The sequence below is a fragment of the Cytobacillus sp. ABV4_503 genome (assembly GCF_056158445.1).
In genome coordinates, this window is the sequence record NZ_JBSWTH010000001.1 from 942,956 (window position 1) to 966,967 (window position 24,012).

At 40.1% G+C, this 24,012-nt stretch carries 24 protein-coding genes; 15 read left to right on the forward strand and 9 right to left on the reverse strand.

The genetic code is table 11. The annotated features are described in order from the left end of the window. The first annotated feature begins 71 nt into the window (after positions 1 to 71). Positions 72 to 995, forward strand: coding sequence for a cation diffusion facilitator family transporter (locus ACXAD1_RS04865; protein WP_206834899.1), 924 nt, complete (start codon positions 72 to 74; stop codon positions 993 to 995). 244 nt (positions 996 to 1,239) lie between these two features. Here ACXAD1_RS04865 and ACXAD1_RS04870 read toward each other — a convergent pair whose 3' ends face one another. After that, positions 1,240 to 1,557 carry an ArsR/SmtB family transcription factor gene (locus ACXAD1_RS04870; RefSeq protein ID WP_206834900.1) on the reverse strand — a complete coding sequence of 106 codons (318 nt, stop codon included), beginning with the start codon at positions 1,555 to 1,557 and terminating at the stop codon, positions 1,240 to 1,242. Positions 1,558 to 1,639: 82 nt separating this feature from the next. After that, positions 1,640 to 2,278: a hypothetical protein gene (locus ACXAD1_RS04875; protein WP_206834901.1), complete on the reverse strand. Its 639-nt coding sequence runs from the start codon at positions 2,276 to 2,278 to the stop codon at positions 1,640 to 1,642. Between the two features lie 183 nt (positions 2,279 to 2,461). Here ACXAD1_RS04875 and ACXAD1_RS04880 point away from each other — a divergent pair, with 183 nt between their 5' ends. After that, the gene (locus ACXAD1_RS04880; RefSeq protein ID WP_206834903.1) at positions 2,462 to 3,163 is read left to right on the forward strand and encodes a response regulator transcription factor; all 702 of its coding nucleotides are present in this window, start codon (positions 2,462 to 2,464) and stop codon (positions 3,161 to 3,163) included. Beyond that, positions 3,153 to 4,574, forward strand: a complete 1,422-nt coding sequence (locus ACXAD1_RS04885) for a sensor histidine kinase (RefSeq protein WP_206834905.1) — start codon at positions 3,153 to 3,155, stop codon at positions 4,572 to 4,574. The genes ACXAD1_RS04880 and ACXAD1_RS04885 overlap by 11 nt, the downstream gene beginning before the upstream one ends. Before the next feature lie 45 nt (positions 4,575 to 4,619). Here the strand turns inward: ACXAD1_RS04885 and ACXAD1_RS04890 are convergent, their stop codons facing one another. The 5 genes from ACXAD1_RS04890 to ACXAD1_RS04910 form a co-directional block, all read right to left on the reverse strand. Continuing rightward, positions 4,620 to 5,975 carry a hemolysin family protein gene (locus tag ACXAD1_RS04890; protein WP_370221841.1) on the reverse strand — a complete coding sequence of 452 codons (1,356 nt, stop codon included), beginning with the start codon at positions 5,973 to 5,975 and terminating at the stop codon, positions 4,620 to 4,622. Positions 5,976 to 6,039: 64 nt separating this feature from the next. Further along, positions 6,040 to 6,441: a MerR family transcriptional regulator gene (locus ACXAD1_RS04895; protein WP_264737409.1), complete on the reverse strand. Its 402-nt coding sequence runs from the start codon at positions 6,439 to 6,441 to the stop codon at positions 6,040 to 6,042. 355 nt (positions 6,442 to 6,796) lie between these two features. Then, complete coding sequence (locus tag ACXAD1_RS04900) at positions 6,797 to 8,089, reverse strand: hemolysin family protein (protein WP_370224430.1); 1,293 nt, start codon at positions 8,087 to 8,089, stop codon at positions 6,797 to 6,799. Between the two features lie 244 nt (positions 8,090 to 8,333). Beyond that, positions 8,334 to 8,876 carry a GNAT family N-acetyltransferase gene (locus ACXAD1_RS04905; RefSeq protein WP_206834913.1) on the reverse strand — a complete coding sequence of 181 codons (543 nt, stop codon included), beginning with the start codon at positions 8,874 to 8,876 and terminating at the stop codon, positions 8,334 to 8,336. A 131-nt stretch (positions 8,877 to 9,007) separates the two neighbouring features. Further along, on the reverse strand, positions 9,008 to 10,147 hold the full coding sequence (locus ACXAD1_RS04910; RefSeq protein ID WP_206834917.1) for a histidine kinase N-terminal domain-containing protein: 1,140 nt from the start codon (positions 10,145 to 10,147) through the stop codon (positions 9,008 to 9,010). A gap of 270 nt (positions 10,148 to 10,417) precedes the next feature. Between ACXAD1_RS04910 and ACXAD1_RS04915 the strand changes: the two genes are divergently transcribed. Beyond that, on the forward strand, positions 10,418 to 10,885 hold the full coding sequence (locus ACXAD1_RS04915) for a helix-turn-helix transcriptional regulator (protein WP_009331481.1): 468 nt from the start codon (positions 10,418 to 10,420) through the stop codon (positions 10,883 to 10,885). Positions 10,886 to 10,937: 52 nt separating this feature from the next. On the opposite strand, the gene ACXAD1_RS04920 is transcribed toward ACXAD1_RS04915, so the two are convergent. Beyond that, the gene (locus tag ACXAD1_RS04920) at positions 10,938 to 11,474 is read right to left on the reverse strand and encodes a universal stress protein (protein ID WP_206834920.1); all 537 of its coding nucleotides are present in this window, start codon (positions 11,472 to 11,474) and stop codon (positions 10,938 to 10,940) included. Between the two features lie 518 nt (positions 11,475 to 11,992). On the opposite strand from ACXAD1_RS04920, the gene ACXAD1_RS04925 reads away from it, so the two are divergent. Further along, the gene (locus tag ACXAD1_RS04925; protein WP_206834924.1) at positions 11,993 to 14,089 is read left to right on the forward strand and encodes a transglycosylase domain-containing protein; all 2,097 of its coding nucleotides are present in this window, start codon (positions 11,993 to 11,995) and stop codon (positions 14,087 to 14,089) included. 60 nt (positions 14,090 to 14,149) lie between these two features. Further along, the gene (locus ACXAD1_RS04930; RefSeq protein ID WP_474909591.1) at positions 14,150 to 14,896 is read left to right on the forward strand and encodes a class I SAM-dependent methyltransferase; all 747 of its coding nucleotides are present in this window, start codon (positions 14,150 to 14,152) and stop codon (positions 14,894 to 14,896) included. Between the two features lie 145 nt (positions 14,897 to 15,041). Here the strand turns inward: ACXAD1_RS04930 and ACXAD1_RS04935 are convergent, their stop codons facing one another. Then, complete coding sequence (locus ACXAD1_RS04935; protein ID WP_206834930.1) at positions 15,042 to 15,365, reverse strand: HPr family phosphocarrier protein; 324 nt, start codon at positions 15,363 to 15,365, stop codon at positions 15,042 to 15,044. Between the two features lie 261 nt (positions 15,366 to 15,626). Here ACXAD1_RS04935 and ACXAD1_RS04940 point away from each other — a divergent pair, with 261 nt between their 5' ends. From ACXAD1_RS04940 to ACXAD1_RS04980, 9 genes are all read left to right on the forward strand, one after another. Next, the gene (locus tag ACXAD1_RS04940) at positions 15,627 to 16,913 is read left to right on the forward strand and encodes an MFS transporter (protein WP_474909592.1); all 1,287 of its coding nucleotides are present in this window, start codon (positions 15,627 to 15,629) and stop codon (positions 16,911 to 16,913) included. A 150-nt stretch (positions 16,914 to 17,063) separates the two neighbouring features. Further along, a complete protein-coding gene (sigY, locus tag ACXAD1_RS04945; RefSeq protein ID WP_474909593.1) occupies positions 17,064 to 17,627 on the forward strand; it encodes an RNA polymerase sigma factor SigY in 564 nt (187 codons plus the stop codon). Continuing rightward, positions 17,581 to 17,931 carry a YxlC family protein gene (locus tag ACXAD1_RS04950; protein ID WP_370225167.1) on the forward strand — a complete coding sequence of 117 codons (351 nt, stop codon included), beginning with the start codon at positions 17,581 to 17,583 and terminating at the stop codon, positions 17,929 to 17,931. Before sigY ends, ACXAD1_RS04950 begins: the two co-directional genes overlap by 47 nt. Further along, positions 17,928 to 18,128, forward strand: a complete 201-nt coding sequence (locus ACXAD1_RS04955; RefSeq protein ID WP_206834940.1) for a sigma-Y antisigma factor component — start codon at positions 17,928 to 17,930, stop codon at positions 18,126 to 18,128. Before ACXAD1_RS04950 ends, ACXAD1_RS04955 begins: the two co-directional genes overlap by 4 nt. 15 nt (positions 18,129 to 18,143) lie before the next feature. Beyond that, complete coding sequence (locus ACXAD1_RS04960; protein WP_206834941.1) at positions 18,144 to 18,347, forward strand: hypothetical protein; 204 nt, start codon at positions 18,144 to 18,146, stop codon at positions 18,345 to 18,347. Next, positions 18,328 to 18,645 carry a YbjQ family protein gene (locus tag ACXAD1_RS04965; protein ID WP_206834944.1) on the forward strand — a complete coding sequence of 106 codons (318 nt, stop codon included), beginning with the start codon at positions 18,328 to 18,330 and terminating at the stop codon, positions 18,643 to 18,645. Before ACXAD1_RS04960 ends, ACXAD1_RS04965 begins: the two co-directional genes overlap by 20 nt. A 244-nt stretch (positions 18,646 to 18,889) precedes the next feature. After that, positions 18,890 to 19,678: an alpha/beta fold hydrolase gene (locus ACXAD1_RS04970; protein ID WP_206834947.1), complete on the forward strand. Its 789-nt coding sequence runs from the start codon at positions 18,890 to 18,892 to the stop codon at positions 19,676 to 19,678. A 566-nt stretch (positions 19,679 to 20,244) separates the two neighbouring features. Next, positions 20,245 to 22,002: an ABC transporter ATP-binding protein gene (locus tag ACXAD1_RS04975; RefSeq protein ID WP_370225164.1), complete on the forward strand. Its 1,758-nt coding sequence runs from the start codon at positions 20,245 to 20,247 to the stop codon at positions 22,000 to 22,002. Next, positions 21,999 to 24,011: an ABC transporter ATP-binding protein gene (locus ACXAD1_RS04980; protein ID WP_474909594.1), complete on the forward strand. Its 2,013-nt coding sequence runs from the start codon at positions 21,999 to 22,001 to the stop codon at positions 24,009 to 24,011. The genes ACXAD1_RS04975 and ACXAD1_RS04980 overlap by 4 nt, the downstream gene beginning before the upstream one ends. Position 24,012 lies beyond the last annotated feature (1 nt).

The window sequence follows — 24,012 nt, forward strand, 5'->3', positions numbered from 1 at the left end:
AATCATTGAACAATAAGCCAAATTCATACATAATATATATGAGCATATATTCATATAAAGGGGTTGAATGAATGGGACACAGTCATGGCCATGGGCAAGGGCATTCACATGATCACCATCACACAGGCAATAAAAAGGCTTTAATGTGGGCATTTATTTTGATTGCTTCATTTATGATTGTAGAAGTAATTGGAGGCATATGGACTAACAGCCTTGCGCTCCTATCGGATGCCGGACACATGCTGAGTGATGCAGCTGCGCTTGGTTTAAGTTTTCTGGCCATCAAAATAGGGGAAAAAAAAGCGACAAATTCAAAAACATTTGGCTATAAACGATTTGAAATTATTGCTGCTTCAATTAATGGAATCACACTGCTCTTGATTTCTCTCTATATTTTCTATGAAGCTTACCACCGCATTCTTGAACCACCGGCTGTTCAAAGTATGGGTATGCTGGTAATCTCATCAATCGGACTTCTCGTAAATATCGCAGCAGCATTTATATTAATGAGTGGGGATAAGGATCACAATTTAAATGTTAGGAGCGCTTTTCTTCATGTGCTTGGTGACTTGCTTGGTTCTGTTGGAGCTATTACAGCTGCGCTTCTAATTTATTTCTTCGGCTGGGGCATTGCGGACCCGATAGCCAGTGTAATGGTAGCAGTTCTCATCCTAATAAGCGGATGGAGGGTGGTAAAAGAGTCTTTTCATATTTTAATGGAAGGGACGCCTTCCCACCTGAACCCTGAGGATATAAAAAAGAAACTCCTTGGCCTTGCACATGTAAAAGATGTTCATGATCTTCATATTTGGACGATTACTTCTGGGTTCCCTTCCCTTAGCTGCCATCTTGTGATTGAACATGAAGGCGGCCACGATGCAGTCCTTCATGCGGCGCAATCGGTACTTCATGATGAATATGGCATTGAGCATAGCACAATTCAAGTGGAAGGAGAAAGAAAGGGCTGCCCCGGCCATAATGAAAGCTGCAATTAATAGGGGCTAAAGGACAGCTTATTCATGAAATAAGAAAGTATTAATCTTTAACAACGATAACTGTCTAGCTCTAGCGCCTACCCCCTCGAGGTCATAAGCCAATCCTCCCAGCAAGGCAAAGGACGCCTTACCGTGAGGCTCGTCTTATGCTTGAGGCCCGCAGGATGCGGGTCATGCAGACGTTGCCACAGGACGTGGCGATCTTAGTCTGCGTTCCTTCGTGGGCAAGGCGCTTCCGCTTTTATTATGAATGCTGGCTATGTTCGATTGCCTGGTTCAATAAACTAATGACGTGTTCATCATCATGGCTGTAGTAAAGAGTGGTTCCTTCACGGCGGAATTTTACAAGCCGCAGGTTTTTCAAAAAGCGCAGCTGGTGAGAAACCGTAGACTGAAGCAGTGATAGGTTTTCGGCAATCTCATTTACCGAATACTCTCCGTGAAATAATAAATGAAGAATTCTAAGCCTGGTTGGATCTGATAATGCTTTGAATGTCTGGGAAACCATGAATAAGGTTTCTTCATCCAGATCGGCTGGGTACGACGGGTTTTCTTCTGTCATTTTGTTCACCTCTGCCCTTCATTATAGTTCTGTTTTAAATAAAACGAAACCGCAGAGGTGTGGCCTCTGCGGTTTTAACATTTTATTTTGTCTTTCTGACTTCCTTGTGAATCTCATCAACCAGTTTTTTCATTTCTGCATGGATTTGTTCTTTTTCCAGGTTCAGTTCCTTTTTTATTTCAGGCATTGATTTTCCTTGTTCCTTCATTTGAATTATTTCGTTTAAATCCTTATTTGCCGCCTTTGCCATGGCTGCACCGGAAATAAGGAAACGAAGAGGGACTCCCTTGTCAAGATACCCCTGCAGTACTTGAGGGGACTTGCCGGAATACTCGGAGACCTTTTGCATAACAACTTGCTTATTAGTTTCAAGGAACTTATCCATGTGATGAGGATGCTTTTTTATTTTGTCTAAATCCACTCCATACTGCTGTGCTGTTTTTTCCCAGGAAGAGTTATTTTTTTTATAAAATGCCAATACGTCTGCAACCTGTTTATTTGAAAACTTTGCAATGTGGGCAGCTATGAAGATTTCCTTTTTGGTGAATCCTTGCTCCAGAAGGGATTTCATTTGGGATTCATCAATCATTCTGTGATGGTGTTCATGCTTCTGCTCTTGTGCCGGTGATTGTTCCTTTGGTGCGGTTTCGGCGTTAACGGATATAGCGGCCCCCATTAAAATAATGCAAAAAGACAATACTAATAGTAATTTTTTATTCATGATGCACTGCACTCCTTTCAAAATTATAATTCGTATATAGCATTTCCCAAGATATAACGAAAGCATGAATAAAATTGGCTATCTTTTTCACGAAAACATTAAGGACAGAGATATTCATTGAAAAAAAACACTCATTTCGATTACATTAAGAAAAGAAGACTGTTCGGGGACGGTGATGGGAAAATGAAAATACTTGTTGTGGAAGATAATGAAAGTGTCTGTTCAATGCTTGGGATGTTCTTTATGAAAGAAGGATACCAGGGAGTCTTTGTCCATGATGGACAGCAGGGGTTTGAGCATTTTAATAAAGAAAGATGGGACTTAATTATCGTCGACTGGATGCTTCCTGTCATGGATGGAGTGACTCTCTGCCGTAAAATAAGGGAATTGAGCAAGGTCCCGATCATTATGCTGACGGCTAAAGATAGCGAGTCCGATCAGGTTCTGGGACTTGAAATGGGTGCTGATGATTATGTGACCAAGCCATTCAGTCCCCTGACGCTAATGGCCAGGATCAAAGCGGTAACACGCAGGTTTCAGGCTGAAGCTGGATCAGTGGATGACCCACACTATGTTGCCAGTGAATACTTCAAAATCAGCAAAGATGCCAGAGAGGCCTATTGCAATGGGCAGCTTCTCAAGAATTTGACCCCAAAGGAATTTGACTTGCTGTATTATCTTGTAAAACATCCAAAACAGGTTTTTACAAGAGAGCAGCTGCTTGATAGTGTATGGGGTTATCAGTTTTATGGAGATGAAAGAACGGTCGATGTACATATAAAAAGGCTCAGGAAAAAAATAGGTACGGATGAGCAGCCTTTTATCCATACGGTATGGGGCGTGGGCTATAAATTTGATGAAACGGCAGCTGAAAATGAAAGTTAAATATTTTTATCAGCTGCTGATTAGCCATGTCAGCATCCTCATTCTGGCATTCCTGCTATTAAGCCTTCTTTTCTCCCAGTTTGTTGAGAATTATATTTTTGAAAATAAAGTGGAAGAGCTCGATTCCTATGGGGAACAGATCCTGACTGATTTAACAGTCAGGATAGAGGGGGATGAACAATTTTTAACAGAATACAGCCAGCTGCTCGATGCAAGGAATATAAAATATATTCTCTTTGATCATAAAGGGAGGGTCTTGTATCCGGAGCTTAAATCAGATCCGATGATTCAGCTGACCAAATCTGAGTGGGCAGAAATTTCGAAAGGAAGTAAAGTAACTGTAAAACATGATATAGAACGCTTTGGCCAAGAGGTGACTCTGGTTGCAATGCCTTATATGCAGGGGAGCACTCTGGTTGGCGGAGTTTTGCTTCTGTCTCCTATAACTGGAGCTATGGAGGTTGTCAGCCAATTAAATCGATTTTTATTATATACTATTTTTATTTCGCTCTCTGCGACCATCCTGTTAAGCCTGGTTCTCTCTAAAAATCTGATCAAGAGGATAACGGACCTCAGGAATGCTGCTTCTATGATTTCATCCGGGAATTATGATGTAAATGTTCCATACACCTATATGGATGAAATCGGCGAACTGGCTAAAGACTTTAACGATATGGCAGCCAGATTGAGGGAATCTAATGAAGAAATTAAAAGACTGGAGAATAGAAGGAGGAAATTCATTGCTGATGTCTCGCACGAGCTGCGGACTCCTTTGACCACCATCAGCGGTTTGGCTGAAGGCATTAAAGGGGGGCTGATCCCGGAGGCGGAAAAAGAAAAAGGGATGGTCCTGATTGACAGGGAAGCAAAGAGACTTATTCGTCTGGTAAACGAAAATCTGGATTATGAAAAGATCCGGTCCAATCAGCTGCAGCTGAATAAAATGGATATTGATCTCATGGAAGCCTTTGAAATTGTTAAGGACCAGCTGGAAATTCAGGCAGGAGAAAAAGGCAACAGGATTTATCTTGAGGCTGAAGAAGGGGTTTCAGTTCATGCAGATTATGACCGGCTTATTCAAATCTTAGTTAATATTGTAAAGAATAGCATACAATTCACCGATCAAGGCTCCATCTTTTTAAGGGGAAGGGAAGATCCTGACCAAACAGTGATCGAAATAGAAGACACGGGAATTGGCATCGATCCTCAAGAAATCGAGTCAATCTGGCTGCGTTTTTATAAAGCTGATCTATCCAGGACCAATCATTCATTTGGTGAATTTGGCATTGGGCTTTCCATTGTTAAACAGCTTGTTCAGCTGCACAGCGGAGAGATTGCTGTCAGCAGTGATAGAGGGGAAGGGACTAAATTTACGATTAGGTTTCCCCGGAAAAAACAATCTTTGCAATAAGGCAAAAAAGGAACAGCACTCTGATAGGCTGTTCCTTTTAATCATTTATGACAATACCTCTGTTTCAGTAAAAGGCACTTCTTTTGCGGGTGCCGGCTCTTCTGTTTCTGGTACTGCTGTTACTTCAATATACTTAATATGGTGTTCTTCCATATCCAGAATTTTGAACCGGTATTTTTCGTGTTCAATCATGTCGCCTTGTTTGGCTTCGTAGTTTTCAGTCAATATCCATCCGCCGATGGTATCGACATCTTCATCATTGATATCGGTACCCAGCAAGTCGTTAACTTCGCTGACAAGAACTTTGGAATCGATGATATATTGGCCTTCTTCCGTCTTTCTGACCATGGGCACTTCATCCATATCGAACTCATCACGGATTTCACCAACAATCTCTTCAATGATATCCTCAACAGTGACTAAGCCTGAGGTTCCGCCGTATTCATCCATTAAGATGGCCATGTGAATGCGTTCTTTCTGCATTTTAAGCAGCAGCTCATGGATAGGTATGCTGTCAATGACCCTGATGATGGGACGAATGTAAGATTCAAGGGTGCTTGATGATAATTCCCTGTTCATAATGAGATCTGTCATGACTTCTTTAATATTGACCATGCCAATGATATGATCTTTATCTCCATCTATAATGGGATATCGTGTGAATTTCTCTTCCTGAACGATTTGCAGGAAGTCTTCAAGTGTATCATCTTTTGAGAGAGAGACAATTTCTGTACGCGGAACCATTATTTCTTTCGCGATGCGATTATCAAACTCAAAGATTTTATTTACATACTTAAACTCAGATTGGTTGATTTCGCCGCTTTCATAGCTTTCTGATAAAATAATGCGAAGTTCTTCTTCAGAATGTGCCAGTTCGTGTTCAGAAGCAGGCTTTAATCCAAACATGCTGGTCAATAGGCGGGCAGAACCATTCAGCGCCCAGATAATCGGATACATAACCCGGTAAAACCAGATTAAAGGACGTGTTGTTAAGAGTGTAACCGCTTCTGCCTTTTGTATCGCCAGGGTTTTTGGAGCCAATTCCCCCACAACTACGTGCAGGAATGTGATAAAAGCAAAAGCAATGCTGAATGAGATAATATGCGAAATGGAAGAGGGCAATCCGATACTGTTGATCACTGGCCGCAGCAGGTGTTCAATTGTCGGTTCACCCAGCCAGCCAAGGCCGAGGGCTGTAATGGTAATCCCCAGCTGGCAGGCTGAAAGGTATTCATCCAAATTCGAAATGACTTTCTTCGCAGCAATTGCATTTTTATTGCCTTCTTCAATTAGCTGATCAATCCTGGAACTTCGTATTTTAACAATGGCAAATTCCGATGTAACGAAAAAAGCCGTTAAAGCAATTAAAATGGCTATAAAAACCAAGTTTAATATGTCCAAATAAGTTCCCCTTATCCCGCCTAAACGGGCAGGGTGTCACCTCCTGATTTTGTGAAAAATGGGATCAGCTGGTTAAGTCGGAAAGAGAACGGAGCAACGCAGTGCTTTCAATAGTCAGCTTCTTGGAAAATCCATCTTTCTGTTCATCATCCAGTGTATTAATAAGCGGCATGAGAACTGCTATTTCCTGATGAAGCTGTTTAATCTGCAATGTGACTGCGTTAATATGCTTTTCAACTTCCCCTGTCTGAATCTCCCTTTTCGTTTTCATTTCTAGTTTTCTCTTAATCTCTTCAAGCGGAAAATGCAGCAGTTTGCATTCCTCAATGAATCTTAAATCAGACAATACTTCTTCTGAGTATATGCGATAATTTGATTTTGAGCGTTTCGCTTTTATTAGGCCAATGCTAGTGTAGTAATCTATAGTTCTTTTAGAAACATTAGCAATATTGGCTAATTCGCCGATACGATAGTAAGCCCCATCATATCACCTCTGTTTTGAATACTTATATCTCATGAAAATGTGCTTTTCCATCAAGAGATATAGTTAGAATCAATTATACGTTAGCACAAACCATACAGTCAAACGTTGTAGTTTTGAAAAAGGGTTACATTTATTTTATGAAATTATGCATAAAATATGAAGTAAAAAGATTCGGAAAAATTAATTTTTTTAAGGTGCCCGGTTTGCATCATTTTGACTTACACAATCAGAAGGTAAGGCAGATTCTGACAGGCAGATGACTGCTTCAGCATAAGAAGCTCGAAGGCGAACAAAAACCAGGAGCAAGAAAATCGCTCCCGGTCATTAAAAATGCAGGTTATATTTTCACAACTTCAATATAGGAAATATGGTGCCCTTCCTTGTCCTTAATAATAAATCTGAATCCTTCTTCTTCAATAAAGTCTCCTTGAATCACATCATACTTCTGCGTCATTATCCAGCCTCCGATTGTGTCTACATCATCATCAGATAATGAAGTTCCCAGGAGGTCATTTGCTTCTGAAATCAGCAGCTTTGCATCCAGGATATAATGATTTTCTCCGGACTTTTGAACAAGCGGAAGTTCATCGGCATCAAATTCGTCTCGAATTTCGCCTACAATTTCTTCGAGGATATCTTCAGCTGTGACCACTCCAGCTGTTCCGCCGTACTCATCAAGGAGAATTGCCATATGGGACCGCTCTTTTTGCATTCTTAGGAGCAAGTCGTGAATGGGAATGGTTTCAATCACCCTGATGACAGGTTTAATATATTGCCGTAAAGGGTGTTTGCCTTCACACTTTTTTCTAACGCAGTCTGTTAAGATTTCCTTTACATTAATAATCCCCAGAATATTATCTTTATCACCCGCCGTAACAGGATATCTGGTGTATCGCTCATTCAATATGAGATCCAGGGTTTCTGCCAATGATGAATCTTCCGGAAGGGTAACGATCTCGGTTCGAGGAACCATTATCTCTTTAGCAATTCTATTGTCAAACTCAAAAATTCGATCTACATACTGGTATTCTGATGGATTGATTTCTCCGCTCTTTAAGCTTTCAGATAGGATAATCCGCAGCTCTTCCTCTGAATGGGCCATTTCACTTTCTGAAATAGGCTTCAGTCCAAATAACCCTGTGATAATTCTTGCTGAACCATTTAAAATCCAAATAAATGGATACATAATCCTGTAAAATACTATTAATGGTTTTGAAAAAGATAACGTTATTGCCTCTGCTTTTTGTATGGCAAAGGTTTTTGGCGCCAGTTCTCCAATAACCACATGAAGAAATGTCACAACAGAAAAAGCAATAACAAAAGAGAGGATATGAGTTATGGAAGCCTGTAAGTTAATGCTTTCAAATAGGGGATGGAGCAGCCTCTCAATAGTCGGTTCACCAAGCCAGCCGAGGCCCAGTGCTGTAATCGTAATCCCAAGCTGACAGGCAGATAAGTATTCATCCAGACTGCTTATAACTTGTTTTGCTGAACGGGCTTTAGCATTTCCCTCCATAATAAGCTGGTCAATACGTGAAGTCCGGACTTTAACAATGGCAAATTCAGATGCAACAAAAAAAGCAGTTAATGCAATTAAGAGAAATAATAAAAATAGGTTAAGGGTGATCATATAAAATCCTTACACGATATGTAAGGAGCCGGCACCTCCTTTATTATAAGTACTTTTCCCTTATTCATGAATTTTACAAATAAACCTGGAATAAAGGATTTCTTTAATAAGAAAGTACCCTTAATTAGGAGGAAGGTAACCAGTAAATAATAAAAAAGCCTGAAGGCAGGCTTTTTCGAAAGTGAAACGTATAAATTCTGAAGGTAGATAACTGTCTAGCTCCAGGCGCCATCGGCTTTTCTTTTCAATAATTCCATTCTCTTGCCAGAAGTCCATATACGGCAAGGTCGTGATATCGATTATAAAGGTACTCTCCATCCCGGATGATTCCTTCCTGACGAAAGCCGAGTCTCTCCGGTATCGCGCGGCTTTTTCCATTTCTGATCCCGCACCGTATTTCGATTCTGTTCAGTCTTAAATCAAAGAAAGCATGATTAATCATGGCTTGCACACTTCGTGTCATAATTCCGCTTCCCTCAAAATCCTTTGCAAGGTAATACCCAATGCTGGTTTGTCTGTTATTCCAGTCGATCTGGTGAAAACCAATAGAGCCTGCAAGTTTTCCCTGATAACGGATACCTGCATTAAAGCCGTTGTTATCTGCAAACTGTTTCAGCCATATTGGAATAATAGAGTGATATTGTACAGGTGAAGCCATATTATCTACCCATGGAAGCCATTCTCTTAAATGACTGCGGTTTGTGTCCACCAGGTTGAAAAGCTCTTCTGAATGATGCAGCTGGAACAATTGCAATTCTATATCTTCATCTGCTTTTAAGGAAAACATGGGGCAATCTCCTCCAATAATCAGTAAATATATTAATAATAATCTGAAATAAAATAAAAATATATATTTTTGGTTAAAATCATGAAAGCTTTTCAGCCAGTAATATAAAAAAGCTGCTCCTCAATTTGGAGTCAGCCTTTGCCTTTTGTCTGTTTTTCAGTTGGCAGGATTATGCTGAAAACGGTCCAATCCGACTCTGTATCACAGGTCAGTGTCCCTTGATGTTTTTCAATTATCTCTCTGCATACAAATAAACCCAGCCCTGTTCCAAGTGTTTTTGTTGTAACAAACGGTTCGAAAATGGAACTGACGAGATGCTCTGGAATTCTAGGCCCATTGTTAGCAATATCAAGCTTTATGTGTCCTTCTGGAGTCCATTTGCTTTTAATATGAATGACAGGGTCACTGCGGTACTGAGTAAGCACATCAATGGCATTGAAGATAATATTGATAAATACTTGACGGATTTCATCAGCATAGCCATTCAAATATATATCTTCGTTCATATCCTGTAGAATCTTAACCTTTCCATCCAGAATACTGGGGTATAAAAATATCAGGACTTCATCTATTAATTCATTTAGAGAGAAAGTGATTTTCTCTTTTCCAATCAGTTCCTTTTTTGAGAGAAGCAAAAATTGTGAAATTCTAAAATTCAGCTGCTCCAGTTCATTTGATATGATGTCCAAATATTTCATGGTGGGATTTTCGGACTTTAACAGCTGGATAAACCCCTGTACAGATGTAAGCGGATTTCTGAATTCATGAATAAAGCTGGAAGTCATCTGGCCGAGTAGCGTCAATCTATCTTTATGGGTCGAATCGATAAATTGTGTCTTTTCCTTTATGATCTGATCTTTTGCATCCGTGTATCTGGAAACAGCGTGGTATAAGAATTTATCGAAGCAATAACCGATTCGTTCGTACTGTCTTTGCAGTTCATGAAAATGTATTTCGGAACGATTCAATATATCGAGAACGATTGTTCTCCCCAAGTTGACATTATAAACAAAGTCTCCAATATTAATTTCTGCTTTCACTCGCTGCTCAGCCACAGAGTAGGCAAGTTTCTGAATATATTCTTCAAGTTCATCGCCGTCTTTTATCAAAAATTGAATAATTAATTGGAACATGGCGTTGCCATTATCTTTGATTTTATCTTTAAAAGGATCATCCTTATTAATGAGGATTTTTTCATTCCATTCACTTAAAAGGTCTTCTTTTTCCGTTAGCAGAAGTTCCAATATGGCATTATTTGTTTCAATCGTCATTTTACCCTCCACTTTTTCACATTAAAACAGTTATCCCATAGATTTCGATAGATTACGGCAAAATCCTCTGTTAATTTAATGGAAAATAACAGTAATTTTACCCTATGGATTATGGCCATACTTGTGACAAAAAGCACAGTCATTTTTTTGTGACAATTGGTATATTTAAATAACAAGGCAGTTTTTTATTTGTAAAATTGTCACTATTTCTTTTATAATATAGTAACAGGTGTAAATTTACACCAACAATGAAAAGGGAATGAAGCTGCATTGACTAGAGATGAAATTATACTGAAAGTTTCAGATAAGATCCGTCTTATCCGTACAGAAGCAGGATACACACAGGATAAGATGGCGGAAATTATTGGTGTTTCAAAGAAGACACTGGTTCAAATTGAGAAAGGGCGGGCAGAAGCAGGATGGTCGACTGTGGTGGCTGTATGTGCCTTATTCAGGGAAACGGAAACAGTCCGATTTCTGTTTGGAAACGAACCCCTTGAAGTTCTGGAGACTATTGCAAGAGAGGGAATCGATTATAGGAAGGAAAAGACTCTTGGCGGAAAGCTCTGGTGGCGGGAATTGAAGAGAAGCAACGGTTTGATCCTTCAGCAGAATATCATCAGCCAGCATTACAGGATTATTGATCAGGACCATTTTAGAATTTACAGCAGTTTTGATGAAGCATCTTCTAAAGAACGGTTTGAGGAGCTGGCTGCAGAGAATAAAGGCCTTCAGTAATAGGTGTATTCTATTAATTATAAGAAAGCAGCCGGCGGGCTGCTTTCCTGTTTTAGGGGATTTGCGGATTTTCCTTATCTTTAGCTATAAGCACTGGGCAAGGAGCATTTTTGGCAATTTTTGAACTGGTGCTCCCAAGGAACATCTTTTTAATTCCGCCTTTGCCTGAGCTCCCCACTATAATTAAATCGGCATTTTCGGCAGCTGCATATTCAGATATGCTGTCAGCGAGACTTCCTTCTATAACATCGAACTTTACATTAATGTTATACGGTTCAAGAATTTCCCTTGCATTAAAAAAAGTATTGTCAACACTATGTTTCACTCTTGCGTGAGTCGTTGCTGAGGATTCATCATGATATACCGGCAGGGGCGGTATTTGAATTCCTTCCAGCAGATAGCCATTTGTCCTTACAGGCTCTATTGCTTTCTCATTGCTTATGGGAACATTTTCAATTGTCTCCTCAAAGACTTGTGTAATCAGAAGCTGGGTTTCAGGATGCTGCTTAACCAATTCGATTGCCATATTTAATGCCTGTCTGCTTCCATCTGTATCATCATAGCCAACTACAATTTTTTCAAAGAACATAATAGTTCACCCCTTCTTAAGGTAAGGAAACTTATTCGTCATATACCCTTTATTGCAAGAAGTCAATCATTGTAAATCAAAGGGTTCCTGAAAAATTTGTGCATACCCCCACAAAAAACGATATTGCTTCGTAGATTCTAGTATTAATAAAAATGAGGCAAGCTCATATGGAATGCAATGAAGCACCCGAGTTCCAAGCGTCTGCAAAAATTCCATCTTATCAAAAAGCATTCGGTCAACGATTGCTTTTTTTCATTGATGCCGCATTGGGAGTTTTGTCATCTTTTAATCTGGAAAGTAAATTCCGGGTAATAAAGACTAAAAATTAAATGTACAAAAGATGATAAATAATTTGAGTTTTTGGGTACATGTATATGTCTGGGAGAATTATAGTTTTTAGCTGGGAACAAAATACTATATGAAAACATATTCTTTGCAGGTATGCTGATATCGGTATAGTCTAGAGGCTGCCGTTAAACCAGCAAAATGATATTTCAGCAAGAGGTATTGGAGGAAATATGAGAAAGAGAACTTCAGTTATTAAAAAGTTTCAGTCAACTTGGAAAAAGCTGCACCTGACACAGGTATCCATATTGCTTGCATCTACATTAGTCTTGGCTTTCTTAAGCTTCGTTTATTTTTCATACAAGGATGCGGATATAAGTGCACTTGAAGCAGGGCTGGCACAATCTACAGTCATTTATGACGCTGATGGGGAAGTAGCCAGCAAGATCTCGGCAAATAAAAATGAAGGCATTTCAATTGATCAAATTCCTGATCATATGAAGAATGCGGTTATTGCCATTGAAGACCACCGTTTTTATGATCATGGAGGAATTGATTTAAAAGGTATAGGCAGAGCCTTTTATACAAATCTGAAGGCAGGCGGAATTGTTGAGGGGGGCAGTACGCTTACCCAGCAGCTGACTAAAAACGCCTTATTGTCTGCAGAGAAAACATATAAAAGGAAGCTGGAAGAATTTTTCCTTGCGCTTGAGATAGAAAAAGAATACAGCAAAGACGAAATTCTTCAGATGTATTTAAACCAGGTTTATTTTGGAGAAGGTGCCTGGGGCATAAAGCGTGCAGCGATGAAATACTATGCAAAGGATGTGGAGGATCTTTCAATTAGCGAAGCAGCACTGCTTGCTGGGCTGGTTAAAGCCCCTTCAGCGATCAATCCTTACCAAAATAAAGAGAAAGCAATTGAAAGAAGAAACCTCGTGCTTGATCGCATGAAGGAATACAGCTTTATTTCAGAAAAAGAATGGGAAAAAGCTAAAAATGAAAAGCTTGTTTTTGAAGACGGCGGGGGAGATCCTCTTAAAGGGAAATACCCTTACTATGTTGATGTTGTTCTTGAAGAAGCTATAAATAAGTATAATATTTCCCTTGATGATCTTCTTAGTAACGGTTATCAAATTTACACAGAGCTTGATCAGGATATGCAGGGCAGTGTAGAAGAAACGTATAAAAATGATCAATTATTCCCTAAAGGTACGGGAGATCAGCCAGTGCAAAGCGGAGCCATACTTCTGGATCCCCAGAATGGCGGAATCCGTGCCCTTGCAGGGGGAAGAGGCGAACATACCCTTCTGGGCCATAACCGTGCTGTTCACAAAGTTGGCCAGCCTGGATCAACAATGAAGCCGATTGTACCGTACACAGCGGCACTGGAATCGGGTTGGGAAATTACGGATGAACTTAAGGATGAGAGAATGACATTTGGCAAAGATTATGAGCCAAATAACTATAATGGCCAGTTCCGGGGAAATGTGCCGATGTATGAAGCAGTCAAGGATTCTTTGAATGTTCCTGCTGTATGGCTTTTGGATGAGATTGGCGTGGAAAAAGGAGTGGATGCCGCGAAGAGATTTGGCATACCTGAAGCTGCCATCAATCAAAATCTGGCACTCGCCCTTGGGGGTACAAATGAAGGTGTTTCTCCTCTAACTATGGCTCAAGCATATGCTGTGTTTGCAAATGGCGGTGAAAGGCCGGAAGCCCACTCCATTACAAAAATAGTTGATAAAGATGGGGAGACAGTTGCAGAATGGAAAGGTGAAAACACAAGAGTCATATCAAAGGATGTTGCAGATAAAGTGACAACCATGCTTCTTGGGGTAGTTCAGCATGGTACAGGGAAGGCTGCCCAAATACCCGGCAGAGAAGTTGCCGGGAAGACAGGAAGTACACAAATGACCATTGAAGGCATAGATGGCGTTAAAGACCAATGGTTTGTCGGCTATACACCACAGCTGGTAGGTGCTGTGTGGGTTGGCCACGATAAGACAGATGCAAAAAACTATCTTACAACCTCCAGCAGTGAAGGCACGGCTCCAATATTCCGCGAAATCATGGGAGAAGCCCTAAAAAACCAGGAAGCAGAATCATTTAATGTCCCTCAAATTGCTGGCCTGATGGAACAGAGGCAAAGGGAGCAGCAAAGAAAAGCATGGGAGGAAAACATTAGAAAAGAAACAGCGAAGATAAAAGAAAAAATTGAAAAAGAAAAGGAAAAATGGAAAGATAAATGGAATAAAGGGAAGGAAAAAGGCAAAGAGAAAGAGAAGGAAAAAGATAAAAAGAAAGATAAAGAAAAAGAGGATGATTAACAATATACACGTAAGGAGTACAGTGAAAATCTGTACTCTTTTTTTAGGAGGTGGGCCGTCATGGCAGAAAAATTTTATGATGAATTAGCAGGAGATTATCACTTGATTTTTGAGGACTGGGATTGTTCCATTGCCAGACAGGGAGAGGTGCTGGATAATTTATTAACGGCAGAGGGCATAAAAAAATCCTCATCTATTTTGGATTGTTCCTGCGGCATTGGAACCCAGGCTTTAGGACTAGCTAAAAAAGGATATAAAATAACAGCGTCTGACATTAGCGGAAAGTCTATCGAAAGGGCAATAAGGGAAGCGGAACTGAGACACCTGAACATCCAATTTTTTCAGGCAGATATGAGGGCATTGTCATCTGTAAGCAGCGATTCTTTTCAAGCAATCATCTCTATGGATAACGCCTTGCCGCACCTCATTACCGATAAGGATTGCCTAGAGGCACTTAAGGAGGTATACTGTTCCCTCAGCCAGGAAGGCATTTTTCTTTTTTCTACCAGAAATTACGATGAAATACATAAAGAAAGGCCTTCGTCTACCTTGCCTGCAAGAAGGAAAAATACCATAACCTTTCAGCTGTGGGATTGGCATCAAAATTCTGACGTATATGATTTGCGGCATTTCACAATGGCGGAAAAAGACGGAACCTGGGATGTGTCGGAAAGAAATTCCCAGTATAGGGCCTATAAAAGGGAGGACCTAAAGCAGCTGCTGCTGGAAGCTGGTTTCCGGCAGGTAAAATGGCTTCACCCTGAAGAATCTGGTTTTTATCAGCCAATTGCCATTGCATATAAATAAAAAAAGGCCATTCGGCCTTTTTTTATAGAAATTATTTAGAATAACCAGCTGATTATCGCGCCAATTACCACAATCGCTCCAACTACCATAAAAATTGTACGTATCATCTATCTTCACTCCAATCACTTTGCAATAAAATGGTCATTTATAGCTGAAATGTTTCAGCGGAATTGATTAAGCGTTTTTCTGACATGCGCAGCACTGAAACATGGTTGCTGCACATTTCTTTGATGTCTTCCAGATGCTTCTGAACTTCATTTCCTTCAACAATGATCTTTAGGGTCGTCTGCGGCTTCACTGTTAATAGGAAAGACACTAATTTAGACAGGTTTGAGGCATCCACAGCTTTGTGTTTGCTGTAGAGGTATGTAGTGCCTTCAAATTGTTTTGCTCCTTGATAAATTTCAAGCATTTTCTTCATTGTGAACCTATTTTGGACTAAAACATTGGTAGAAATAATTTCTTTCATTTTATAAATCTCCCTTTCAAAAAGTATTTTATATATTGATCGATTAATGATGTGGTTGTACTAGAGATTTACCCATGTAATCTGAACCGTAAACCATCGTGAATCAAAGTGTGAATAATTACCTTTTTTAAGTCGTTAAATATATCGGGATTGAGGCACTTTCAGTCTCGAGAAGGAGATAAAAACCATCAGGAGCCGCTTAATCAATCGTTTGTCACTATTTAAACTGGTGATATAAACCGGGAAACTGAGGTAAAAGGGATGAAAAAATTCAAAGAAATCTTTCAAAATGCCAACTATGTTAAATTGTTTTTCGCTAACTTTACTTCTCAGATGGGCAGCACGATTGGTTTAACTGCATTCATGTTTTATTTGCTTGACCGTTTCTCGGATCAGCCTTTTTATGCTACATTAACTGAATTGATGTTCTCTGTTCCGACTCTGGCGGTGTTTTTTTTAGTTGGAGTGTTTGCCGATAGGATGGATCGCCAGAAAATTGCTTATTATTGTGACTGGATCAGCTCATTATTATCAATTGTACTTTTGCTGACTGTTATCATAGGCTGGATGCCGCTGGTATTTACAGTATTGTTCCTGAGGAGTGCAATCCAGAAATTCTTCTTTCCCGCTGAGCATGCAATGATTCAAGGAATATTGCAAAGCGAAGATTATACCACTGCAGCGGGTCTAAACCAGGTTGTGATGAGTCTTTTTATGCTGTTCGGAAATGGCCTTGGCATTTTTGTATACTGGACAGTGGGAGTATACGGCGCCATTATGACTGATGCTCTTACCTTTATCATTAGTGCATTATTAATAAGATCCTGCCGTATACCCGAAGAAGTCCGCCTGCCGAATGGCGGCCATAATCTTAAAGACTTAAATATCGCGATTGTCCTCAGGGACTTTAATCTTGGAATGAAATATATTCTAAAGCACAAGTTATTATCTTCCTTGCTTGTTGGTTTCTTCGTTTTCGGAGTGGTAAACGGCGGGTTTTCCATAATGCCAATTTTTATGCTGAAATATAAGCTGGAGCCGCACGCCTATGAGGAATATTCAGTCCTGCTTGGAATAACCTTTGGGATTGGCGTTCTGATTGGCAGCTTTGCTGCCTCTTTGCTTACTCAAAAATTCAAACTTTATCAGCTGATCATTGCCGGATTATTGTTATCCGGAAGTTTCATCATTGCTGCCTCTTTTGCAGAAAACACGTTCATTTTCCTTTCTTTATTATTTGCTGCAGCATTTGGACTTCCTTTAGTGAACATTGCCATTGGCGGCTGGATGCCTAGCATTGTTGATCCGAAGATGATGGGAAGGGTACAGGGATGGATAAGCCCGCTGATGATGCTTTCCCAATCCTTAACACTCGGATTTATTGCTGTCAGCTTTCCTGGACTCCTCAAAGTAGAAATGCTTTATTGGATGGTAGGCGGCTGTTTAGCACTTGTTGGTGTTTTTTACAGCCTTGTCCTTCCAAGATTGACGAAAAAGTCAGAAAAAAGCAGTGAAGCACATTCTTTGGAACAAACTGGTGCAGTATAATGTAATAAAAGACTAAAAGTCCCTAATATAGGGGCTTTTTATGTATGAAAAAAATTTAAAAATAAATATGAACGTTTTCATCTCTTGAGCGTCTTATGAGTGAAATAAATAGTTAACAATGGGATGATAGTGAAGAGAGGAAAGAAGCTGATGGAGGAGAAAGACCTTTTAATAAGCGCTAAACGAGGAGATCAGCTCGCTTTTGCCATGCTTTTTAAAAATAACTATCCCTTTCTGGTTAAATACTTAATTAAAATTACTATGAATCCTGATGCAGCTGAAGAGCTTGCCCAGGAAACAATGGCCAAATGTGTTGAAAAAATCGGCCTGTTCAATGGCAAATCGAAATTTTCTTCCTGGTTGATTTCCATTGCCACGAATTTGTATATTGATCAGAAGCGAAAATCGAAAAGAGAGAGGAACTGGAAAGCAGAGGAAGAAGTATCCAGACGAATGAAATGGCATCTTGAAAGCCGAAATGAAGAATGGAATGATGCCTTATCGGCTTTGGGGAAATTAAAAGACGGGATAAGGATACCTATCGTTCTTAAACATTATTATGGCTACTCATATGAGGAAATAGGAGAAATGATGAAGATATCTTCAGGCACTGTCAAGTCAAGAGTGCACAATGGAATCATGTCTGTAAGAGAGGAGTTGAAGCTTCATGGCAAACAGGAAAGTACTGCAGCTCGAACAAGATCATCAAGATGAGAATTTTCTGGCTGCTGTAAAGAAGATAGAAGACGGATTGGAATCGCTGGAAGAAAATGTCCCGGTTTATACACCTGATCTGCAATTTTTTGAACACTTAGTTGCAGAGCAAAAACAGTCGATGAAAAGGGAATTGATCAAGGACTTAGCTATCTTCACTGTTGCAGCACTCTTCATTGTAACTTCTGTATTATTCATGCTGTATCAGGTTCCAGCTGCTTTTTTTATTCTGCAGGGAATTGTTACTGTTTTTATTATGGCTTATAGTACAGTCAGCATTGTTAAGCAGGTGAATGGCACATGAGCAGCGAAGAAATTTCCCTCCCTTTGCTGATTGCTGTGGGGATCATCTTAATTGCACAGAGTACCTTCCTATTCCTGGATGCTAGAAAGCACGGCCACAATTATTGGCTATGGGGAATTATTGGTTTAATTCAGGCACCAATGCCGACGCTGTTTTACTTGATTTTCGTCAGAAAAATTTGGCAGAAAAAAGAATAATTGAGGGATGGAAGGATGAAAAAGTTAAAACAGATGCTGCTGCTTACAGCCACAGGAGGCCAGCTGCTTGGAATCGCCATGCTATTCATCAATATTAAGGCAGCGATTATGTTTTATATCTTATATGCTTTAATGATTTTTGCGATATTTATTGTGCTGTTAGCTGAGAGAAAAAAAGAAAAAGAGGAGGAAGAAAAAAATGATTATCGTGACTACTGATGTGGTACCTGGGAAAGAGATTAAAGAAATTAAAGGTTTTGTAAGAGGAAGTACAGTACAGACAAAACATATAGGAAAAGATATTCTAGCAGGGTTGAAAACAATTGTAGGCGGAGAAATTGGCGAATATACTGAAATGATGGATGAAGCAAGACAGAAGGCCATAGGCAGAATGGTTGAAGATGCAAAGGCAAAAGGGGCCAATGCAATTATTGGAATGCGGCTGCAGACTTCAGCTGTTATGCAGAATGCCGCAGAGATTATTGCATACGGAACCGCAGCTATTATTGAAGAATAACAGGAAAGAAACCAGCTGATGAATAGCTGGTTTTTTTTGTGTTTTGATAGATATGACAGGTTTTTCAATGTGATTAATAGGGAAAGTTTTGCAGGAGGATATTTGGCAGAAAATACTTGAAAAGAAACTAGTGAATTTTTTGTGATATTAAAAGCAATTTACGCTAAAATCCTTTACAATAGAGTGAAACTTCTTTATAAAACAACACAATGAAAATGACACATGAATGTGGATTGGAGTTTATATGCTATATTACCGTACGTATGTGAAAGATGAATCATTGCCATGGGTTACTTTTGTTCATGGTGCAGGAGGCAGCTCTGCAATTTGGTATAAACAAATGAAAGAGTACAAGAAGCATTTCAATGTTTTGCTGGTAGATTTGCGCGGACATGGTCAATCTGGAAGAGGCACCTGGGAAGAAGGGGATCATTTTTCAGAAGTATCTCATGAAATCGTTGAGGTGCTCGATCATCTCCATATCACCGAGTCCCACTTTGTAGGAATCTCACTGGGGACAATAGTGATTCAGACAATTGCACAGGATCACCCGGAAAGAGTGGCTTCCATGATTTTGGGCGGAGCCATTACAGAATTGAACTGTCGTACAAGATTTTTGATAGCCATTGCCAATTTGACTAAGTATATGCTGCCATATATGCTTCTTTATCAGCTTTTTGCCTGGATCATCATGCCAAAAAGAAATCATCTTGAATCAAGACATGCCTTTGTAAGACAGGCGGCAAAAATGTGCCAAAAAGAATTCATCAACTGGCTGTCCTTAACAAAGTCAGTCAATCCATACCTTGGAAAGATCCAGTCAACCATTTCCCACATTCCTACCCTTTTTATCATGGGGCAGGAAGACCATCTGTTTATTAAGTCTGTAAAGATCATTGCCCAGAAGGCAAAAACAGCTACAGTTAAAGTCATTACAGGTGCAGGACATGTATGCAACATTGATAAACCTGATGCCTTTAACCAGATAACCATCGATTTCATCAGGAGGCAAAAAAGAAGATTGGCTTCATAAAGGATCCCAGAGGATCCTTTTTTAGATGAGTTGATGACAGAAAATTTTTAAGAATAGGAAAAAAGCGGATTGACTTTTGTTGTAAGCGGTGATAATCTTACCAATATGGAAAAAAATGAAAAGGAGGGTTACAAAATGATCTTAGTTCATTATCATCAAAAAACAACTCAAAAAAGGAAATCTGTAACCTCTCCTTTAAAGCATATAAAAATGTAAACAGGATCTGCCTGTACATTTTATTTTGAAGGAGCCCGGGTTACATATTGTGACGTGGGCTCTTTTGTCTATTTAGACATATCGCATGCCGCGGTATGTCTTTTTTTGTCCGATTAAAGCTGAAATAGGAATTGCAGGCATAGCCTGTTTCCATATATTTACGCTTTTATAAGCGGCTGTTTCGGCAGCAATTACGAAAAAAGGAGGATAATTTTATGAATGCACTAAGAGTGAAAAGAAAGACAATACTGCCTGAGGATCTGGATGGAGGCTAGTTATGGATTGCTGATGTTTATGTATGAAGGCTCGTGATTAAAACTTGAGCTTCATGCGGGAAAGGAGAGAGAGCGTTGTTCTCGATTTTAGGAAAATTAAGCTGGTTTTTTAAAGAAAACTGGAAAAGGTACACACTTGCCATTACTCTGCTGATCATTGTCGGAATCTTTGATGTAATGCCTCCAAGGCTTGTAGGAATGGCAATTGATGATATCCATCTGGGTAAAATGAGCAGTGCTAAAATAATGGAATACCTTGGCTTATTGGCAATCATTACAATCGTGTCCTATGCAATAACTTATATCTGGATGTATCAGCTCTTCGGAGGGGCATTTTTGGTAGAAAGGAAACTGCGTTCACAGTTTATGGGACACCTGTTGAAAATGACCCCAACATTTTTTGAGAAAAACCGCACCGGTGATTTAATGGCCAGGGCTACAAACGATTTAAAGGCTATTTCGGTTACTGCCGGATTCGGAATATTGACACTGGTGGATTCCAGCGTATTTATGCTGACGATATTATTTACAATGGGATTTCTGGTTAGCTGGAAACTAACTTTTGCAGCAATATTGCCACTGCCTATCATGGCTTATCTGATAAAAATTTACGGGAAGAAAATTCATACACGATTTATGAGCGCACAGGATGCCTTCGGAGAACTCAATGACCGGGTTCTTGAATCCGTTTCAGGAGTTCGGGTGGTGCGGGCTTATGTGCAGGAAAGAGCAGATCAGCAGCGGTTCCATGAACTCACTGAAGATGTTTATAACAAAAACATTGAAGTGGCCAAAATTGATTCACTTTTTGAGCCAACCATAAAAGTGATTGTGGGTTTAAGCTATCTTATAGGACTGGGATACGGTGCTTATCTTGTTTTCCATCAAGCGATCACTCTGGGCCAGCTCGTGTCATTTAATGTGTATTTGGGCATGCTGATTTGGCCGATGTTTGCTATCGGAGAATTAATTAATGTTATGCAAAGGGGAAATGCGTCCCTCGATCGGGTACAGGAAACATTGTCCGCTAAGCAGGATATTAAGAATCCTGAAAACCCGTCTATCGTTGAAACCCCTGCAAGTGTTACCTTTAATGATGTTCATTTCCAATATCCTTCCTCAAAAACAGCCAACCTCCAAGGGATTAAGCTGCATATCGAACGCGGGGAAACGCTGGGGATTGTAGGAAAAACAGGAAGCGGGAAGACCACTTTTATAAAGCAGCTATTAAGAGAATATCCATCAGGCACCGGGAAGCTTGCAATTGCAGATGTTCCGATTGAAGAACAGGAGCTTGAAAGAACGAGGGGATGGATCGGTTATGTTCCACAGGATCATGTTCTTTTCTCCAGAACTGTCCGGGAAAACATCCTTTTTGGAAAAGAGGAAGCGACTGAAGAAGATATGCAAAAAGCAATTGATTTGGCAGCTTTTCGCAAAGACCTTGAACTGCTGCCTGAAGGGCTTGAAACTCTTGTCGGTGAAAAGGGTGTGGCCTTATCAGGAGGTCAAAAACAGCGGATTTCCATTGCACGTGCACTAGTGAAGGATCCGGAAATTCTGATACTTGATGACTCACTTTCAGCCGTTGATGCAAAAACGGAAAAAAAGATCATTGATAATATTCGGACTGAGCGCAAGGGTAAAACGACAATTATTACAACACACAGGATGTCGGCTGTCCAACACGCCGAGCATATTATTGTCCTTGATGAAGGCAGAATCGCTGAAGAAGGCACTCATGAAGACTTAATGGCTGCAGATGGGTGGTACAAGGAACAGTTTTTGAGGCAGCAAACTCAAGTCTCTGAGGAAGAGGAGGTGCTTTCATGACCACGGGGAAACGTTTAATCCGGTATGCACTTCATTATAAAAAAACAATTATTGCCGCACTGCTGATGCTTACGATAGCTGTAGCAGCAGATCTGGCGGGTCCATTCATAGCTAAGAAAATGATCGATGACCATATCCTTGGGATTGAATCTGTTTGGTATCAGACAGAAGGCGGAGAAAATGCTGTTAAATATGATGGACATTTCTACCAAAAAGAGCAAAACCTTGATCAGGATGAGCAGAAAATAGATCATGCCCGCATCCTGCAGGCTGGAAGCCAATTCATTTTTATCAGCGGTGACATTGCTTTTGATGGAGAGCGAACCTTTAAAGATGGCAAACTGATTATTGAAAAAAGCGGCAAGACTGAAACATATGCTGGTAAGGAATTGACTGGTGAAGAATTGATGCTTTTTTATTCACCTGAGATTCCTAAGATCGTAAAGCTTTTGGCCTTTTACTTTGGATTGCTGGTTATCGCTGCATTTTTTCAGTACGGCCAGCGGTTTTATCTGCAGAAGTCGGCAAATAGGATCATTCAGCATATGAGAGAGGATGTCTTCGGGCAGATTCAAAGACTGCCAATCAGTTACTTTGACAATCTGCCGGCAGGCAAAGTGGTTGCCCGTATAACTAATGATACAGAAGCCATACGTGAGCTTTATGTGACAGTACTGGCAACCTTTTTTACAAGTGCCATATATATTTCAGGTATTTATATCGCTTTATTTATTTTAGATGCCAAGCTTGCTGCAATCTGTTTAATCCTCCTCCCGATTTTATATGTATGGGCGATTGTGTACCGTAAGTATGCATCGAAATACAATCATGTAATCCGTTCCAGGGTGAGTGATATCAATGGCATGGTGAACGAATCGATTCAGGGAATGAACATCATCCAGGCGTTTGGCCGCGAAAAAGATACACAAAAGGATTTTGAAAAGCTGAATACAGAGCATTTTACCTTCCAGAATAAACTTTTGAGCCTGAATTCACTGACCTCACATAATTTAGTGGGGGTACTGAGAAACGTGGTCTTTGTTTCCTTTATCTGGTATTTCGGTGGAGAATCGCTAAATGCATCATCTGTCATTTCACTCGGGATGCTTTATGCATTTGTAGACTACATTAACCGCCTGTTTCAGCCGGTGCAGGGTATTGTTAATCAGTTGGCCAATCTGGAGCAGGCTCTTGTTGCAGGTGAAAGAGTCTTCAAATTGCTTGATGAAAAGGGCATTGATATTAGTGATAATAAAATATCCCGCTATAAAGGGGATGTGACATTCGATCATGTACACTTTGGCTATAAAGAGAAGGAATATGTCCTGAAGGATTTAAATTTTGAAGCAAAGCACGGAGAGACAGTTGCGCTGGTTGGCCATACCGGATCAGGGAAAAGCTCAATCATGAATCTTCTCTTCCGTTTTTATGATTGCCAGGAAGGCAAAATTATGGTCGACGGAAGGGATATAAAACAAATTCCAAGGCAGGAACTTCGCAAACATATGGGCATCGTCCTGCAGGATCCTTTTTTGTTCACAGGGACCATTGCTTCCAATGTCAGTCTTGATGACCCCGAAATAACGCGTGATAAAGTGGAGAAAGCTCTGAAGGATGTAGGAGCTGATAAGATTTTTCAGCATCTTGAAAAAGGCTTCGATGAGCCGGTTATCGAGAAGGGAAGCACGCTCTCCAGCGGGCAGAGGCAGCTTATTTCCTTTGCGCGCGCACTAGCTTTTGACCCGGCCATCCTGATCCTCGATGAAGCAACATCAAGTATCGATACGGAGACAGAATTGATTATCCAGGAAGCCATGGATGTGCTGAAAAAAGGGAGAACCACTTTTATTATCGCCCATCGGCTGTCGACGATCCGAAATGCTGATCAAATCCTCGTTCTGGATAGAGGTAAAATAGTTGAAAAAGGAAACCATGATGAATTAATGGATCAAAAAGGTAAATATTGTAAAATGTATCAGCTCCAGCAAGGATCAACACTTGCAGGATAGC